Below are 16,069 nucleotides of genomic sequence, written 5' to 3' on the forward strand. Positions count from 1 at the left end.
AAGTAGCAAAGCCTCGCGCTACGGACCCCTCAGCCGATGCCGTCCGGCAGGTGGTCCGCGGCGTCCGTACGGGCGCGGGAGCGGGCGCGGCGGGCCGGTCCCGTCCAGCCGCAGGTGCAGCGGGCGAAGGCGAACGCGCCCTGCTCGGCGGTCGACGTGCGGTGCGCGCCGCCGCCGTACGGGCCGCCGGAACCCGCGCCGCACTGGGGGTCACCCGGCCCGTCGCCGGGTCCGTCGCTGAGCACGCGGTCACGGTACCGCGGTGGGAAAGACCGTGACGGTGCCCCCTCCACATCGTTAAGCGAACCGGAGGAAACACCGGCCGGGGGTAGCGAGAGATGGCGGCGGAGCAGCGGCGGACCGAAGGCGGCGGCACCACGCCCGCACGCCCCGGCGCCGCCCGCGCGACCAGGCCGGGCGCCGCCCCCGCGGCCCGCCCCGCGGCCGCGCTCGCGCTCCTCGGCGCCCTCGCCGCCGCGGCCCTGTCCGCCACCGCCGGCTGCTCCGAGCGCGGCGCCGCGGCCGACGAACACCCGGGCGGCGACCCGCTCACCGCCGTGCAGCGCGCCGCCGACGCACTGGCGGGCGCGGGCAGTTCCCGTGCCCGTACGGCGATGGAGATGATCAGCGGCGGCACCCGCGTCACCGTCAGCGGCGACGGCACCTTCGACTACGCGGGCCGCCGCGGCCTGCTGCGTGTGGTGCTGCCGCAGGGGGAGGAGGAACCGATCACGGAGCTGTACGCGGTCGGCGAGCTGTACATGAAGAACCGCGGCGCCGGTGTCCCTGCCGACAAGTGGCTCCGGCTCGACACGACCCGGCTCTCCGACGGCAACCTCGTCACCAACGGCGCCACCGACCCGCTGACCGCCGCGGAACTGCTGCGCGGCGCCCGCGAGGTGCGGTACGTGGGCGAGGAGCGCGTCGGCGACAGCGTCGTACGGCACTACGAGGGCACGGCCGACCTCGGCCGCGCCGCCCGCGCGGCGTCCCCGTACGCGCGCGGGGCGCTGGCTGCCGCGGCCGAGGGGTTCGTCCAGGACGCGGTGGTCTTCGACGCGTATCTGGACGAGGACGGCCGGCCGCGCCGGGTGCGGCACGAGTTCGCGCTGTCCGGCGACTCACCGGTGCGGGTGGCGTCGACCGTCGAAACCTACGACTTCGGGGCGCCGGCCGAGGTGGCCTTGCCCGCGGATCGCGACATCTATGCCGGAACGGTTCGCCAGAGCGGCCAACAGCCCGCGTCCTAGCGGGAGTTGATTCCGGTCGTTTGCGCGGGGGCGTCGGGATTCGCCCGGGAAAGCCGGGGCCGTAAATGGTCCAGACGTGTCATGCGCGGACTGTGCCGCCCTACCTACTCTGAGCGGTGAGCCCGGCTGCCGGCGGGTGTGCATGGGGAAGTGGGGTGATTGCACGTGGGTCGGGGGTCGGCCGTCCAGGACCATGTGGCTCTCGCCGAAATCGAGTTGTGCGGTGAATTGATCATCGCGGCGACGAGCGCACCGGAAGAGCGGCTGAGCGACGACCGCATCGACGAAGTCCTGAGAGTGGAAGCCGAGCGGCGCGGCTCCGAGCTGGAGCGCAGGCGCGGCCGGCAGGAGATCACGCCCTAGCGACGGGGCACGGGCGCCGGGGTACGCGGCGCAGGGGTGCGGGTCGGGGCGGCGCTCGGGACGCGGAGCGCGGGACACGTAACGAAGGGCACGGAGCGCAGGGGTGTGCGGCGGAGCGGCCGCGGGCGCTGCGCGCGGCTCGTACGCGCGCAGCAGCAGCAGCAGCAGCAGCGGCCGGCCGCCCGGCGTTACGCCCGCAGCATCCGGGCGATCGCGGCGGTGGCCTCCTCGACCTTCGCGTCGATCTCGTCGCCGCCCCGGGCGGCGGCGTCGGCGACGCAGTGCCGCAGGTGCTCCTCCAGAAGCTGGAGGGCGAAGGACTGCAGCGCCTTCGTGCTCGCCGAGACCTGCGTGAGTATGTCGATGCAGTAGACGTCTTCCTCGACCATCCGCTGCAGCCCGCGGACCTGGCCCTCGATCCGGCGGAGTCGTTTGAGGTGGGCCTCTTTGTCCTTGCTGTACCCGTGCGGGCCGGAGCCCGGCGCCGTCTCGGCGGCGGTCGTCGTTGCCGTGGTGTCGGTCACGTGCCCGTCCTTCCGTTTCCCATCCCTCGATCCGCCCGGCGCGTATCGCTGTATGCGTACCACCGTATGCGAACCGTGCGCGATATACCCTCAGGGGGTATATGATACCGCCTTCGTGGCATTCTGTCCTGCGGCTGTTCCGCAGAGCCGGTTCGCTCCGCAGGTGCGGCTCGCCTAGCATCATCAGGACCTATTCGCCGATATTCGCAGCACTGAGGATCATCACGTGCGATTTCGTCTGACCCCCAGGGAGACGAGCTTCTACGATATGTTCGCCGCCTCGGCCGACAACATCGTGACGGGCTCGAAGCTCCTGATGGAACTGCTCGGGGCGGATTCCTCCGCCCGGGCCGAGATCGCCGAGCGGATGCGCGCTGCGGAGCACGCCGGCGACGACGCCACCCACGCCATCCTGCACCAGCTCAACGCCTCGTTCATCACGCCCTTCGACCGCGAGGACATCTACCGTCTCGCCAGCTCGCTGGACGACATCATGGACTTCATGGAGGAGGCCGTCGACCTCGTCGTCCTCTACCAGATCGAGGAGCTGCCGCGGGGCGTGGAGCAGCAGATCGAGGTGCTCGCCCGGGCCGCGGAGCTGACCGCGGAGGCGATGCCCAACCTCCGTACGCTCAACCACCTGCCGGAGTTCTGGATCGAGGTCAACCGGCTGGAGAACCAGGCCGACCAGATCCACCGCAAGCTTCTCGCGCACCTCTTCAACGGCAAGTACGACGCCATCGAGGTGCTCAAGCTCAAGCAGATCGTCGATGTACTGGAAGAGGCCGCCGACGCCTTCGAGAAGGTCGCGAACACCGTGGAAACGATCGCGGTCAAGGAGTCCTGAGCCCGGTGGACACCTTCGCGCTTGTCGTCACGATCGGGGTCGCGCTCTTCTTCACGTACACCAACGGCTTCCACGACTCCGCCAACGCGATCGCGACCTCCGTCTCCACCCGCGCCCTGACGCCGCGCGCCGCGCTGCTCATGGCCGCGGTGATGAACTTCGCCGGCGCCTTCCTCGGCAGCGGCGTCGCCAAGACGGTGAGCGAAGGGCTGATCGAGACCCCGCACGGCTCGCACGGGATGTGGATCCTGTTCGCCGCCCTGGTCGGGGCGATCACGTGGAACATGGTCACGTGGTACTTCGGGCTGCCGTCGTCGTCCTCGCACGCGCTCTTCGGCGGCATGGTCGGCGCGGCGCTGGCGGCGTCGTCGAAGGTGTTCTGGTCCGGGGTGCTGGAGAAGGTCGTCATCCCGATGTTCGTCTCGCCGATCGTCGGCCTGTGCGTCGGCTATCTGGTGATGTGCGCGATCATGTGGATGTTCCGCCGCTCCACCCCGCGCCGCGCGCAGCGCGGGTTCCGGGTGGCGCAGACCGTCTCGGCGGCGGCGATGGCGCTGGGGCACGGGCTCCAGGACGCGCAGAAGACGATGGGCATCGTGGTGCTGGCGCTGGTCATCGCGGACGTGGAGGACGAGGGCGACGCCATCCCGTGGTGGGTGAAGGTGATGTGCGCGCTGATGCTCTCCCTCGGTACGTATGCGGGCGGCTGGCGCATCATGCGGACGCTGGGGCGGCGGATCATCGACCTCCAGCCGCCGCAGGGGTTCGCCGCCGAGACGACGGCGGCGGGGATCATGTACTCGGCGTCGTTCATGTTCAACGCGCCGATCTCGACGACCCACGTGATCACTTCGGCGATCATGGGCGTCGGCGCGACGAAGCGGGTCAAGGCCGTGCGGTGGGGGGTGGCGAAGAACATCGTGATGGGGTGGTTCGTCACGATGCCGGCCGCGGCGGGGGTGGCGGCGGCGGTGTACTGGCTCGTGCACCTGGCCTTCGAGTAGCGCTGAAGCGTTTCTGCGCGGCTTCCGCGCCCCGGGGGCCGGCCCTCAGCCGAAGCGGCCCGAGATGTAGTCCTCCGTCGCCTTCTTCTCGGGGTTGGAGAAGATCTTGTCGGTGTCGCCCACCTCGATGAGCCGGCCGGGCTCCCCGACCTCCGACAGGTTGAAGAACGCGGTACGGTCCGAGACCCGCGCCGCCTGCTGCATGTTGTGCGTGACGATCACGATCGTGAACCGCTCCTTCAGGTCGGCCATCAGGTCCTCGATGGCCAGCGTGGAGACCGGGTCGAGGGCCGAGCAGGGCTCGTCCATGAGGAGCACCTGCGGCTCGACGGCGATGGCGCGGGCGATGCACAGGCGCTGCTGCTGGCCGCCGGACAGCCCGGAACCCGGGCGGTTGAGGCGGTCCTTGACCTCGTTCCACAGGTTCGCGCCGCGCAGCGACTTCTCCACCACCTCGTCGAGCTCGCGCTTCTTGTACGAGCCGTTGAGCTTCAGCCCTGCGGCCACGTTCTCGTACACGCTCATCGTCGGGAAGGGGTTCGGCCGCTGGAAGACCATGCCGACCACCCGGCGCACCCCGACCGGGTCGACGCCCGGTCCGTACAGGTCGTCGCCGTCGAGGCGGACCTCGCCCTCGACGCGCGCGCCGGGGGTGACCTCGTGCATGCGGTTGATGGTGCGCAGGAAGGTGGACTTGCCGCAGCCGGACGGGCCGATGAAGGCGGTCACGGACTTGGGCTCGACGGACATCGAGATGCCGTCGATCGCCTTGAAGTCGCCGTAGTAGGCGGTCAGGTCGCCGATGTCGATGCGTTTGGCCATGGGACTGGGATCTCTTTCGTACGTGGCCGTCAGCGGCCGGTCTTCGGAGCCTTGAAACGGGCGATGAGGCGGGCGAACAGGTTGAGGAGCATGACGAAGACGATGAGCACCAGGGCGGCGGCCCAGGCGCGGTCGTAGGAGGCGCTGTTGCCGTTGGCCCACTGCTCGTAGATGTAGAGCGGGAGCGACGCCTGGGCGCCCTTGAAGGGGTCGGAGTTGATGGCGGGGTTGCCGAAGACGAGCAGCAACAGAGGAGCCGTCTCGCCGGTGATACGGGCCACGGCGAGCATCACGCCGGTGGTGATGCCGCCGAGGGAGGTGGGCAGCACGACCTGCAAGATCGTCTTCCACTTCGGTACGCCCAGGGCGTACGACGCCTCGCGCAGCTCGTTCGGCACGAGCTTCAGCATCTCCTCGGTGGAGCGCACGACGATCGGCATCATCAGGATGGCCAGTGCGAAGGATCCGGCGAGGCCGGAGTAGCCGAAGCCCAGCCCCATGATCCAGACGCTGAGGATGAACAGGCCGGCGACGATCGACGGGATGCCGGTCATGACGTCGACGAAGAAGGTGACCGCCTTCGCCAGCCGCCCGCCCCCGTACTCCACCAGGTACACGGCCGTCAGCAGCCCGATCGGGGTGGCGATCGCGGTGGCCAGCGCGACCTGCTGGATGGTGCCGAGGAGGGCGTGGTAGATGCCCCCGCCGGGCGCGATGGCGACGACGCCGTTCATGGAGTGCGTCAGGAAGTAGCCGTCGAGGACCTTGACGCCCTGTCGTACGGTCTCCCAGACCAGCGACGCCAGCGGGATGACGGCCAGCAGGAAGGCGCCCCACACGAGCGACGTGGCCAGCCGGTCCCTCGCCTTGCGGACGCCCTCCGTACGCGCCGAGACGGCGTACAGCCCGGCGACGAAGAGCAGCGCGGCGATCAGCCCCCACTGCACCCGGCTGTCCAGCCCCGCGCCCAGCCCGACCGCCACCCCCGCCGCCACCGCGGCGGCCGCGACGGCCACCGGCGCCCAGCGGGGCAGGCGCGGCTGGTGGATGGCGAAGGCGTCGGCCCGGTCCATCACGGTCCCGGGCGCGCTCATGCCTCCCCCTCGATCATTCGCTTCTCCGCCCGCGCGGCGGGAGGTGCGGCCGGCGTCGTCGGGTGCGGCTGGGCAGCCGCGCGTGCGTCGCTCATGCGTTCGCTCCCGAGTACTCCTTGCGGCGCGCGATGATCAGCCGGGCGGCGCCGTTGACCAGCAGTGTGATGACGAACAGCACCAGGCCGGAGGCGATCAGCGCGTCCCGCCCGAACTCGCCGGCCTCCTTGAACGCCGAGGCGATGTTCTGCGCGAACGTCCCGCCCCCGGGCTCCAGGATCTTCGCCGACAGGATCGCCGACGGCGACAGCACGGTGGCCACCGCCATCGTCTCGCCGAGCGCCCGGCCGAGGCCCAGCATCGAGGCCGAGATGACGCCGGAGCGGCCGAAGGGGAGCACCGACATCCGGATGAGCTCCCAGCGCGTGGCACCCAGCGCCAGCGCCGCCTCCTGGTGCGTCTGCGGCGCCTGCCGGAAGACCTCGCGGCTGACGTTGGTGATGATCGGCAGGATCATGATCGCCAGCAGGATGCCGGCGGTCATCAGGGAGCGCGGGGCGCTGCCGTCGAACGAGAAGACGGCGGTCCAGCCCAGGAGGTCGTCCAGCCACTCGTACGGGCCGACGAGGTGCGGCACCAGGAACAGGGCGCCCCACAGGCCGTAGACGATCGAGGGCACGGCGGCCAGCAGGTCGATGACGTACGCGAGGGGCGCGGCCACCCTGCGCGGCGCGTAGTGGGTGATGAACAGCGCGATGCCCACCGCGATCGGCACCGCGATGACCATGGCGATGACCGACGAGACGATCGTGCCGAAGGCCAGCACCGCGATGCCGAAGACCGGCGGGTCGGCGTTGGCGTCCCACTGGAAGGTGGTGAGGAAGTTGCCCTCGTTCTTGGCGAGGGCGAGCGAGGCGCGGTAGGCGAGGAAGGCCGCGATCGCGCCCATGATCACCAGCAGGGTGATCCCGGAGCCCTTCGACAGGCCGGCGAAGACCTTGTCGCCGAGGCGGGTCGCGCGCTTGCGGCGGCCCTTCTCCGGTGGTGCCTCCGGCGGTGGCGGGGCGGAGGTGCGTATGTCGGTGTCGGTACTCACGGGCGGCCTCCCCTCGGGGTGGGGCGGCGGCGCGGCGGGGGTGGGCGCCGTCAGCCCCGGCGGCGGTGGACCGGCTGCGGGACCCGCGCCCTCCGGGCCCCCGCTCAGGTCGGCGCGGGGGCTGCGGGGGTCCGGGTCGGCGGTCAGGAGAGTGACTCCACTGTCGTACGGACCTTCCCGACGACCTCCGTGGGCAGCGGGGCGTAGCCGAGCTGGCTCAGCTTCGACTGGCCGGCGTCGCTCGCGGTGAAGCCGAGGAAGGACTTGACCTTGCCGAGGTTGTCCTTGTGGTTGCCCTGGTCGCAGGCGATCTCGTAGGTGAGGAGGGTCAGCGGGTACGCGCCCTCGGTGTCGGTGGTGAAGTCGAGCTGCATCGCCAGGTCCTTGCCGGAGCCGGTGACCTTCGCGGCGGCGATGGCCTTGGAGGCGTTCTGGCTGGTGGCCTCGACGGGCTCCTTGGCGCCGGTGTCGAGCTTGACGGTGTTGATGTCGCTCGCGGTGGCGAAGGACAGCTCGAAGTACGAGATGGCACCGTCGGTCTGCTTCACCTGCGAGGAGACCCCGGAGGAGCCGTCCGCGGCCTGGCCGCCCTGGACGGGCCACTTCTTGCCGGGCTGGTGCGGCCAGGTGTTCTGGGCGGCGGCGGCGAGGTACTGGGTGAAGTTGTCGGTGGTGCCGGACTCGTCCGAGCGGTGCACCGGCTGGATCTTGGTGTCCGGCAGGTCCGCGTCGGGGTTGAGGTCGGCGATGGCCGGGTCGTTCCAGGTGGTGATCGCGCCGGAGAAGATCCGGCCGAGTACGTCCGCGTTCAGGACGAGGTCGTCCACGCCCTCGACGTGGTAGCCGATGGCGATGGGGCCGCCGACCATCGGGATGTTGATGGCCTCGCCGTTCTTGCAGACCTTCTTCGACGCCTGCACCTCCTCGGGCTTCAGCACCGAGTCGGAACCGGCGAAGCCGGTCTTGCCCTGGAGGAACTCCTGGATGCCGGCGCCCGAGCCGGTGGCCTTGTAGTTGACCGTGATGTCCGGGCAGACGCCCTGGAAGTCGCTGACCCACTGGTCCATGGCGTTCTTCTGCGCCGAGGAGCCCGACGCCAGCAGCTCGCCGGAGCCGGCGCACTTCACGTCGTCGGCCGCGGCCTGGGCGCCGCCACCGGCCTGGCCGGAGCGGCCGGTGTTGTCGTCCGACCCGCAGGCGCCGAGGACGAGGGCGCCGGCGAGGGCGCCGGCGGCCGCGGCACGCAGCCGGGTGGTGCGGGGAAACTTCACGGTGGGGGTCCTTTGCGGTTCATGCGGACTGGAGACAGACCTCTCCCTCAGATATGCGCGTTCCCATCCGTCTCGCCTGCGCTGGTTCACCTTTCCCGTCGAATTTAGGCAAAACAGGTGAATCGTTCCGCTGTCGGAAGTGAACGAGAAGTGAATCTCCTCCCTCGTTCGGGCGACCTCCCCGCCGCCCCCGCCCGCGCCCCGCTCCCCGCCCGGCCCGGCGGGTCCCCTACGGGCCCTCCCGCAGCCGGTTCCGGGGGCTGCGCGCTCCCGCTCGGCCGCGTGGGCACGTACGGTGAAGAGATGACGAGCATCGGTGGTGCGGAGATGGTCGACTGGAATCTCGCGGTTGCGACCGCGACCCGGCTCGTGCGGCCGGGCCCCGAGGTGAGCCGGGACGAGGCGCGCGCCATCGTCGGCGAGCTGCGGGCGCACGCCCGGTCGGCCGAGGAGCACGTACGCGAGTTCTCCCGGATGTATCCCGAGGGCGCCGACCCGCGGCACGACACCCCGATCCTCGTGGTCGACCGCCCCGGCTGGATCAAGGCGAACGTCGCGGGCTTCCGGGCCGTCCTCGCCCCGCTGCTGGAGAAGATGGACAAGCGCCGCACCGGCCTCCCCGGCGGGGCCGTCCTGGGCGCCGTCGGCGGCAAGATCACCGGCGTCGAGCTGGGGATGCTGCTGTCGTTCCTGTCCTCCCGCGTCCTCGGCCAGTACGAGACCTTCGCCCCCGCCACCCGCGACCTGCCCGGCGGTCCCGCCCCCCACGCCGGCTCCGGCAGCGGCGGCGCCGGCCAGGGCCGGCTGCTGCTCGTCGCGCCGAACATCGTCCACGTCGAGCGCGAGCTTGAGGTCTCCCCGCACGACTTCCGGCTGTGGGTCTGCATCCACGAGGAGACCCACCGCACCCAGTTCACCGCCGTGCCCTGGCTGCGCGACCACCTCCAGGGCGAGATCCAGTCGTTCCTGGGCGAGACCGAGATCGACCCGGCCACCCTGCTGGACCGCGTACGGGAGGCGCTGCAGAGCCTCAGCGGCAGCCGGGAGGAGGGCGCCGAGGAGCGCAGCATCGTCGAGGTCGTCCAGACCCCGGCGCAGCGGGAGATCCTGGGCCGGCTGACCGCGGTGATGTCCCTGCTGGAGGGGCACGCCGACTACGTGATGGACGGCGTGGGACCGCAGGTGGTGCCGTCGGTCTCGGAGATCCGGGAGAAGTTCACCAAGCGCCGCCAGGCCGGCGCGGGCCGGCTGGACCAGGCGCTGCGCAAGCTGCTGGGCCTGGACGCCAAGCTCCGCCAGTACCGCGACGGCGAGCGCTTCGTGCGCCACGTCGTCGACCAGGTCGGCATGGACGGCTTCAACCGGGTGTGGACCTCGCCGAACACGCTGCCCACCAAGTCGGAGATCGCCAAACCGGCGGACTGGATCGCGCGGGTGCACAGCCGCGCCGAGAGCTGACGACTGCTCCCAGCGGTTCCCATGGCGGCGATATTCGAGTGACTTTCACCCGTCCGAGGGAGCGAACCCGGCGTTGCCCGCGTGCAATGCTCGGTTGGCCGCTCTCCTCTGTCACCATCGACACACTTACAGTGACGGTCGCGGAGGTGAGCCCGAGCGAGCTCTTCCGCCGCCAGCGAAAGTGAAGTGAAAGCCATGGGTCCCCATCCAGCGGTCGCCGCGATACGTCTGGCCGTACGCCACGTTCTGCACGACGTGCTCACCGAGTACGCGACGGCGCACGTACCCCCCACCCCCGCGGCCTCCCCGGCCGCCCCCCAGGCGTCTCCCGCCGCCCCCACGGCCTCCACGGCCGCGGTCCCCGCACCGGCCTCGCGCGCCCGCTTCGCGGGCACCCCCCGCCCGGCCGGCCCCACTGCCCCCGCAGCCGCCCCGCTGATCCTCGTCGCCTGTTCTGGCGGCGCCGACTCCATGGCGCTGGCCTCCGCGCTCTCCTTCGAAGCCCCCCGCCAGGGCGCCCGCGCCGGCGGCATCACCATCGACCACGGCCTCCAGGACGGCTCCGACCTGCGCGCGCGGGAAGTCGTCGGCCGGCTGCGCGCCCTCGGCCTGGACCCCGTCGAGTCCGTGCGCGTCGACGTGGGCCGCGGCGGCGGCCCCGAGGCCGCCGCCCGCGACGCCCGGTACGCGGCGCTGGACGAGGCCGCGCAGCGCCTCGGCGCCGCCGCGGTGCTCCTCGGCCATACGCGGGACGACCAAGCCGAAACGGTGCTGCTGGCGCTCGCCCGCGGCTCCGGCGTGCGCTCCCTGTCCGGCATGGCCGCGGCCTCCGGGCCCGGCGGCCGGTACCGGCGCCCGTTCCTGCAGATCGACCGCCAGGTCGCCCGCAAGGCGTGCATGGTCCAGTCGCTGCCCGTCTGGGACGACCCGCACAACGTCGATCCCGCCTACACCCGCTCCCGCGTCCGCCACGAGGCACTGCCCGTGCTGGAGAAGGCGCTGGGCCGCGGCGTCGTCGCCTCCCTGGCCCGTACCGCACGGCTCTCCCGGGACGACGCCGACGCCCTCGACGCCTGGGCGGCCGACGCCGAGCGCGGCGTGCGGGACGCGGACGGCGGCCTCGACGTCCCGGGGCTGTACGCGCTGCCGCCCGCCGTGCGGCGCCGCGTCCTGCGCCGCGCCGCCCTGGCGGCCGGCTCCCCGGCCGGGTCCCTCTTCAGCCGGCACATCGAGGAGATGGACAAGCTCATCACCGGCTGGCGGGGGCAGAGCGCCCTCAATCTCCCGGGGCGGGTGTCCGCCCGCCGCGAACAGGGCCGGCTGGTCGTCCGGCGGGAGGACCGGCGGGACGATCGCCGGGACGGCTTCGGGGCGGACTGAGGGCCCGTACGCAGCGGATCCCGCCGGTGGGCAGGCCGGCCGGCGGGACCGTACAGGCGCCGGCTGCCCCGGTCAGGGGGCGGAACGTCCGGAAAACGTGTCCTACGCGCTCCTGACCGGCGGGAGAACGGATGGCAGACTGTTCGTTCGGCAGTGGTCGTCGACCGAACGAGAGTGACCCCGGGTGGATGTGAAGGACATGGGCGCGGACCTTGAGAAAGTGCTCATCACCAAGGAAGAGATCGACGCCAAGCTCGCCGAGATGGCCGCGAAGATCGACGCGGAGTACGCCGGCAAGGACCTTCTGATCGTCGGGGTGCTCAAGGGCGCCGTGATGGTCATGGCGGATCTCGCCCGCACGCTCTCCACGCCGGTCACGATGGACTGGATGGCCGTGTCCTCGTACGGTGCGGGCACCCAGTCCTCCGGTGTCGTACGGATCCTGAAGGATCTGGACACCGATATCCAGGACCGGCACGTGATGATCGTCGAGGACATCATCGACTCCGGCCTGACGCTCTCCTGGCTGCTCTCCAACCTCGGCTCCCGGCAGCCGGCCTCGCTGCGGGTCTTCACCCTGCTGCGCAAGCCGGAGGCGGCGAAGGTCCCCATCGACGTGGACTGGGTCGGCTTCGACATTCCCAACGAGTTCGTCGTCGGCTACGGCCTCGACTACGCGGAGAAGTACCGGAACCTGCCCTTCGTCGGCACCCTCGCACCGCACGTGTACGGTGGCTGACGCAGTCCGCGGCTCCGCGTGCGCGGACTGAGGGGAGATTCCGCCGCCGCCCCCCGGGTGGCCGGACGCGGGCCGGCGGGTCCCTGCCCGGGGAACACCGGGGGGTTTCCCGCCGTTGGAGCATGGGAAAGCCGGTTTGTTAGCCGTCCCCGGCGGGGACGGGTGACAATTCTGGGGTACCGTCCGAACGACAGTCGTTTCAGTTTGGACCCATAACAGGCATACGCACGGCCACGGGCTCGGTCAGGAGCCAGCCGTGCCTCACTGGGCAGGAGGGACGGGGCGTACGCCGCCCCGTGTGGATGGACGTGAAGCGCTACTTCCGTGGGCCGGTCATGTGGATCGTGCTGGCCGTCCTCGCCGTGGTCCTGTTGATGCAACTGGTCGGCTCCTCCGAGGGCTACAAGTCCGTTGACACCGCCAAGGTCGTCGCCGCGATCAACGACAAGAAGGTCAGCTCCGCTGAGCTGACCACCGGCAACAGCGAGACCATCAAGGTCCAGCTCAAGGGCGACAACAAGATCGACGGCAGCGACAAGGTCCAGGCGAACTACATCGACACGCAGGGCGCCGACCTCGCTGACAAGCTGCAGGACAGGTTCGACAAGGGCGAGATCCCCGACGGCTACTCGGTCAAGCCGACGAAGGACAACCCGTTCGTCAGCATCCTGCTCTCGCTGCTGCCGTTCGTCCTGATCGTGCTCGTCTTCCTCTTCCTGATGAACCAGATGCAGGGCGGCGGCTCCCGGGTCATGAACTTCGGGAAGTCCAAGGCCAAGCTCATCACGAAGGACACCCCGAAGACGACCTTCTCCGACGTGGCCGGGGCCGACGAGGCCGTGGAGGAGCTCCACGAGATCAAGGAGTTCCTGCAGGAGCCCGCCAAGTTCCAGGCCGTCGGCGCCAAGATCCCCAAGGGCGTGCTGCTCTACGGCCCGCCCGGCACCGGCAAGACCCTGCTGGCCCGCGCCGTCGCCGGCGAGGCCGGCGTGCCCTTCTACTCCATCTCCGGCTCCGACTTCGTCGAGATGTTCGTCGGCGTCGGCGCCTCCCGCGTCCGCGACCTCTTCGAGCAGGCCAAGGCGAACGCACCGGCGATCGTCTTCGTCGACGAGATCGACGCGGTCGGCCGCCACCGCGGCGCCGGCATGGGCGGCGGTCACGACGAGCGCGAGCAGACGCTGAACCAGCTCCTGGTGGAGATGGACGGCTTCGACGTCAAGGGCGGCGTCATCCTCATCGCGGCCACCAACCGGCCCGACATCCTCGACCCCGCCCTGCTGCGCCCCGGCCGGTTCGACCGGCAGATCGGCGTGGAGAGCCCCGACATGCAGGGCCGGCTGGAGATCCTCAAGGTCCACCAGAAGGGCAAGCCCGTCGCCCCCGACGTGGACCTGTCGGCCGTCGCCCGGCGCACCCCCGGCTTCACCGGCGCCGACCTCAGCAACGTGCTGAACGAGGCCGCGCTGCTCACCGCGCGCAGCAACCGGAAGCTGATCGACAACGAGATGCTGGACGAGGCCATCGACCGCGTGGTCGCCGGCCCGCAGAAGCGCTCCCGGATCATGTCGGAGAAGGAGAAGAAGATCACCGCGTACCACGAGGGCGGGCACGCCCTGGTCGCGGCGGCCTCTCCCAGCGGCGACCCGGTGCACAAGGTGACGATCCTCTCCCGCGGCCGCGCCCTCGGCTACACGATGGTGCTGCCCGACGAGGACAAGTACTCCACCACGCGCAACGAGATGCTGGACCAGCTCGCGTACATGATGGGCGGTCGCGCGGCCGAGGAACTGGTCTTCCACGACCCGACGACCGGCGCCGCCAACGACATCGAGAAGGCCACCGGGCTCGCCCGCAAGATGGTCACGCAGTACGGCATGACCGAGCGGCTGGGCGCGATCAAGTTCGGCTCCGACCAGTCCGAGCCCTTCCTGGGCCGGGAGCTCTCGCACCAGCGCGACTACTCCGAGGAGGTCGCCGCGCTGGTCGACGAGGAGGTCAAGAAGCTGATCGAGACCGCGCACAACGAGGCGTGGGAGATGCTCGTCGAGAACCGCGACGTGCTCGACAACCTGGTGCTGGAGCTGCTGGAGAAGGAGACCCTGGGCAAGGAGGAGATCGCCGAGATCTTCCGCCCTCTGGTCAAGCGCCCGCTGCGGCCGGCGTGGACCGGTTCCTCGCGGCGTACCCCCTCCACCCGGCCGCCGGTCACCTCCCCGCGGGAGACGAACGGCTCCGGCCCGAGGATGCTCGACAAGGCCGAGACGCCGCCCGCCGGCGGCGGGCTGCCGGGCGGCCTCCAGGGCGGCACGCTGCCGGGCGAGGGCCCGCAGCACCAGCCGTCGCCGACCGAGGGCGGTCAGCCCTAGCGGATACCGCTGGAATGTGTGCAGCGCCCCCGAGGTTCTAGCCTTGGGGGCGCTGGCCATTGGCGCAGGTACGAGAGGCACCACGATGACGGATGAGGCTGTCAGGACAGGACACGGCCCGGAGCACGGCGACGAGAAGTACGGCGACTTCGACGAGAAGCGCGCCGAGGACGCCGTGCGTGAACTGCTCATCGCCGTCGGCGAGGACCCGGACCGGGAAGGTCTGCTGGAGACGCCGGCGCGGGTGGCGCGCGCGTACAAGGAGATCTTCGCGGGCCTGCGGCAGCGCCCCGAGGACGTGCTGACGACGACGTTCGACCTGGGCCACGACGAGATGGTGCTGGTCAAGGACATCGAGGTGCTGAGCACGTGCGAGCACCACCTGGTGCCGTTCGTGGGCTCCGCGCACGTGGGGTACATCCCGTCGCACGACGGGAAGATCACGGGGCTGTCGAAGCTGGCGCGGCTGGTGGACGTGTATGCGCGCAGGCCGCAGGTGCAGGAACGGTTGACCACGCAGATCGCGGACTCGCTGATGGAGATACTGGAGCCGCGGGGCGTGATCGTCGTCATCGAGTGCGAGCACTTGTGCATGACGATGCGGGGGGTGCGGAAGCCGGGGGCGAAGACGCTGACGTCGGCAGTGCGCGGACAGCTCCGGCACCCGGCGACGCGGGCCGAGGCGATGAGCTTGATCAGGTCACGCTGATGGGGGACGGGGGTACGGAGCGCGGGGCGTGCTGCGCGCCGGCACGCGGGTCGGAGGGCGCGGCGGTGCCGGGGGGCGGCGGGGCCGTCCCGGAGCCCCTCGATGCCGTAGCGGCGCCGGAATCGGCAGCGTACGAACCGCGCGGGGGCTGGCGGAAGCTGCCCGGCGGGGCCTTCCTGATGGGCTACGACGACGGCCCGTACCCGGCGGACGGGGAGGGCCCGGCACGCGAGGTGACGGTCGACGGCTTCGCGGTCGCGGCGACGGCGGTGACGAACGAGGAGTTCGCGGCCTTCGCCGACGCCACGTCGTATGTCACGGACGCCGAGCGCTTCGGCTGGTCCTTCGTCTTCGCGGGCTTCCTGCCCAAGAACTTCCCGGCCACCGCCTCGCCGCCGCAGACGCCGTGGTGGCGGCAGGTCCACCAGGCGGACTGGCGGCACCCTGAGGGCCCGGGCTCGGGCCTGCGCGGCCGGTGGGACCACCCGGTGGTGCACGTCTCGCACACGGACGCCCTGGCCTTCTGCGACTGGGCGGGCGGCCGGCTGCCGACGGAGGCGGAGTGGGAGTACGCGGCGCGCGGCGGGCTGGAGGGGGAGCCGTACCCCTGGGGGGCGGAACGGGAGCCGGAGGGCGCGTACCGGATGAACATCTGGCGCGGCAGCTTCCCGGACCGCAACACGGCGGCGGACGGCCACCGGGGGACGTGCCCGGTGGACGCCTTCGAGCCGAACGGACACGGGCTGTACAACACGACGGGGAACGTGTGGGAGTGGTGCGCGGACTGGTTCCACACCCGGCACCACCGGAAGGCTTCGCGGGACAACCCGCGAGGGCCGCGAGTGGGGCAGACGCGGGTGCTGAAGGGGGGGTCGCACATGTGCCATGAGTCGTACTGCTTGCGATACCGGACGTCGGCGAGGATGGGGAACACACCGGACAGCTCGAGCGGCAACACGGGCTTCAGGGCGATCCGGAGTCTCTGAACCCTGCCCCGGGGCCCGTCGGCCCCGCTCCACGGCCGCCGCCCACCTGCCCCGCACTCCCGCCCAAGGGTAGGCGCGCCCTCTGACATCGCCCCGGCACGCACGCACCGCCGCGGCCCGCTGGTCCATGCGCCCCTCCTCGCCGCCCGGCCACTGCCCC

Annotated in this window: 16 protein-coding genes; 10 read left to right on the forward strand and 6 right to left on the reverse strand. The window is 71.1% G+C overall.

Features of this window, described 5'->3' with window-relative positions; all coding sequences use genetic code 11:
- Positions 1 to 29: 29 nt before the first annotated feature.
- Positions 30 to 245, reverse strand: a complete 216-nt coding sequence (locus ACFYVJ_RS11820) for a hypothetical protein (protein ID WP_388889386.1) — start codon at positions 243 to 245, stop codon at positions 30 to 32.
- Positions 246 to 338: 93 nt separating this feature from the next.
- Between ACFYVJ_RS11820 and ACFYVJ_RS11825 the strand changes: the two genes are divergently transcribed.
- On the forward strand, positions 339 to 1,250 hold the full coding sequence (locus ACFYVJ_RS11825; protein ID WP_388889388.1) for a hypothetical protein: 912 nt from the start codon (positions 339 to 341) through the stop codon (positions 1,248 to 1,250).
- 159 nt (positions 1,251 to 1,409) lie between these two features.
- Positions 1,410 to 1,613 carry a hypothetical protein gene (locus tag ACFYVJ_RS11830; RefSeq protein ID WP_234380258.1) on the forward strand — a complete coding sequence of 68 codons (204 nt, stop codon included), beginning with the start codon at positions 1,410 to 1,412 and terminating at the stop codon, positions 1,611 to 1,613.
- A 188-nt stretch (positions 1,614 to 1,801) separates the two neighbouring features.
- On the opposite strand, the gene ACFYVJ_RS11835 is transcribed toward ACFYVJ_RS11830, so the two are convergent.
- Positions 1,802 to 2,137 carry a metal-sensitive transcriptional regulator gene (locus ACFYVJ_RS11835; protein WP_388889391.1) on the reverse strand — a complete coding sequence of 112 codons (336 nt, stop codon included), beginning with the start codon at positions 2,135 to 2,137 and terminating at the stop codon, positions 1,802 to 1,804.
- A 226-nt stretch (positions 2,138 to 2,363) separates the two neighbouring features.
- Here ACFYVJ_RS11835 and ACFYVJ_RS11840 point away from each other — a divergent pair, with 226 nt between their 5' ends.
- A complete protein-coding gene (locus ACFYVJ_RS11840; RefSeq protein ID WP_101423001.1) occupies positions 2,364 to 2,984 on the forward strand; it encodes a DUF47 domain-containing protein in 621 nt (206 codons plus the stop codon).
- Positions 2,985 to 2,989: 5 nt separating this feature from the next.
- Positions 2,990 to 3,988: an anion permease gene (locus tag ACFYVJ_RS11845; protein ID WP_388889395.1), complete on the forward strand. Its 999-nt coding sequence runs from the start codon at positions 2,990 to 2,992 to the stop codon at positions 3,986 to 3,988.
- 45 nt (positions 3,989 to 4,033) lie between these two features.
- Here ACFYVJ_RS11845 and pstB read toward each other — a convergent pair whose 3' ends face one another.
- The 4 genes from pstB to pstS form a co-directional block, all read right to left on the reverse strand.
- Entirely contained in the window at positions 4,034 to 4,810 is a 777-nt protein-coding gene (pstB, locus tag ACFYVJ_RS11850; protein ID WP_388889398.1) for a phosphate ABC transporter ATP-binding protein PstB, read from the reverse strand.
- A gap of 29 nt (positions 4,811 to 4,839) precedes the next feature.
- Positions 4,840 to 5,904, reverse strand: coding sequence for a phosphate ABC transporter permease PstA (pstA, locus tag ACFYVJ_RS11855; protein WP_388889401.1), 1,065 nt, complete (start codon positions 5,902 to 5,904; stop codon positions 4,840 to 4,842).
- Between the two features lie 91 nt (positions 5,905 to 5,995).
- Positions 5,996 to 6,997 carry a phosphate ABC transporter permease subunit PstC gene (gene pstC, locus ACFYVJ_RS11860; protein WP_388889403.1) on the reverse strand — a complete coding sequence of 334 codons (1,002 nt, stop codon included), beginning with the start codon at positions 6,995 to 6,997 and terminating at the stop codon, positions 5,996 to 5,998.
- Between the two features lie 143 nt (positions 6,998 to 7,140).
- Positions 7,141 to 8,268: a phosphate ABC transporter substrate-binding protein PstS gene (pstS, locus tag ACFYVJ_RS11865; protein ID WP_388889406.1), complete on the reverse strand. Its 1,128-nt coding sequence runs from the start codon at positions 8,266 to 8,268 to the stop codon at positions 7,141 to 7,143.
- A gap of 303 nt (positions 8,269 to 8,571) precedes the next feature.
- Here pstS and ACFYVJ_RS11870 point away from each other — a divergent pair, with 303 nt between their 5' ends.
- The 6 genes from ACFYVJ_RS11870 to ACFYVJ_RS11895 all read left to right on the forward strand — a co-directional run bounded on the left by ACFYVJ_RS11870 (position 8,572) and on the right by ACFYVJ_RS11895 (position 15,909).
- The gene (locus tag ACFYVJ_RS11870; protein ID WP_388889409.1) at positions 8,572 to 9,726 is read left to right on the forward strand and encodes a zinc-dependent metalloprotease; all 1,155 of its coding nucleotides are present in this window, start codon (positions 8,572 to 8,574) and stop codon (positions 9,724 to 9,726) included.
- Positions 9,727 to 9,921: 195 nt separating this feature from the next.
- Positions 9,922 to 11,106 carry a tRNA lysidine(34) synthetase TilS gene (gene tilS, locus ACFYVJ_RS11875; protein ID WP_388889412.1) on the forward strand — a complete coding sequence of 395 codons (1,185 nt, stop codon included), beginning with the start codon at positions 9,922 to 9,924 and terminating at the stop codon, positions 11,104 to 11,106.
- A 199-nt stretch (positions 11,107 to 11,305) separates the two neighbouring features.
- A complete protein-coding gene (gene hpt / locus ACFYVJ_RS11880) occupies positions 11,306 to 11,845 on the forward strand; it encodes a hypoxanthine phosphoribosyltransferase (protein WP_047017100.1) in 540 nt (179 codons plus the stop codon).
- A gap of 302 nt (positions 11,846 to 12,147) precedes the next feature.
- A complete protein-coding gene (gene ftsH / locus ACFYVJ_RS11885; protein ID WP_388889415.1) occupies positions 12,148 to 14,214 on the forward strand; it encodes an ATP-dependent zinc metalloprotease FtsH in 2,067 nt (688 codons plus the stop codon).
- Positions 14,215 to 14,299: 85 nt separating this feature from the next.
- Positions 14,300 to 14,923: a GTP cyclohydrolase I FolE gene (gene folE, locus ACFYVJ_RS11890; protein ID WP_388889417.1), complete on the forward strand. Its 624-nt coding sequence runs from the start codon at positions 14,300 to 14,302 to the stop codon at positions 14,921 to 14,923.
- Positions 14,923 to 15,909 carry a formylglycine-generating enzyme family protein gene (locus ACFYVJ_RS11895; protein WP_388889421.1) on the forward strand — a complete coding sequence of 329 codons (987 nt, stop codon included), beginning with the start codon at positions 14,923 to 14,925 and terminating at the stop codon, positions 15,907 to 15,909. Before folE ends, ACFYVJ_RS11895 begins: the two co-directional genes overlap by 1 nt.
- Positions 15,910 to 16,069 lie beyond the last annotated feature (160 nt).

It is taken from the genome of Streptomyces sp. NPDC004134, assembly GCF_042874195.1.
Taxonomy (GTDB): domain Bacteria; phylum Actinomycetota; class Actinomycetes; order Streptomycetales; family Streptomycetaceae; genus Streptomyces.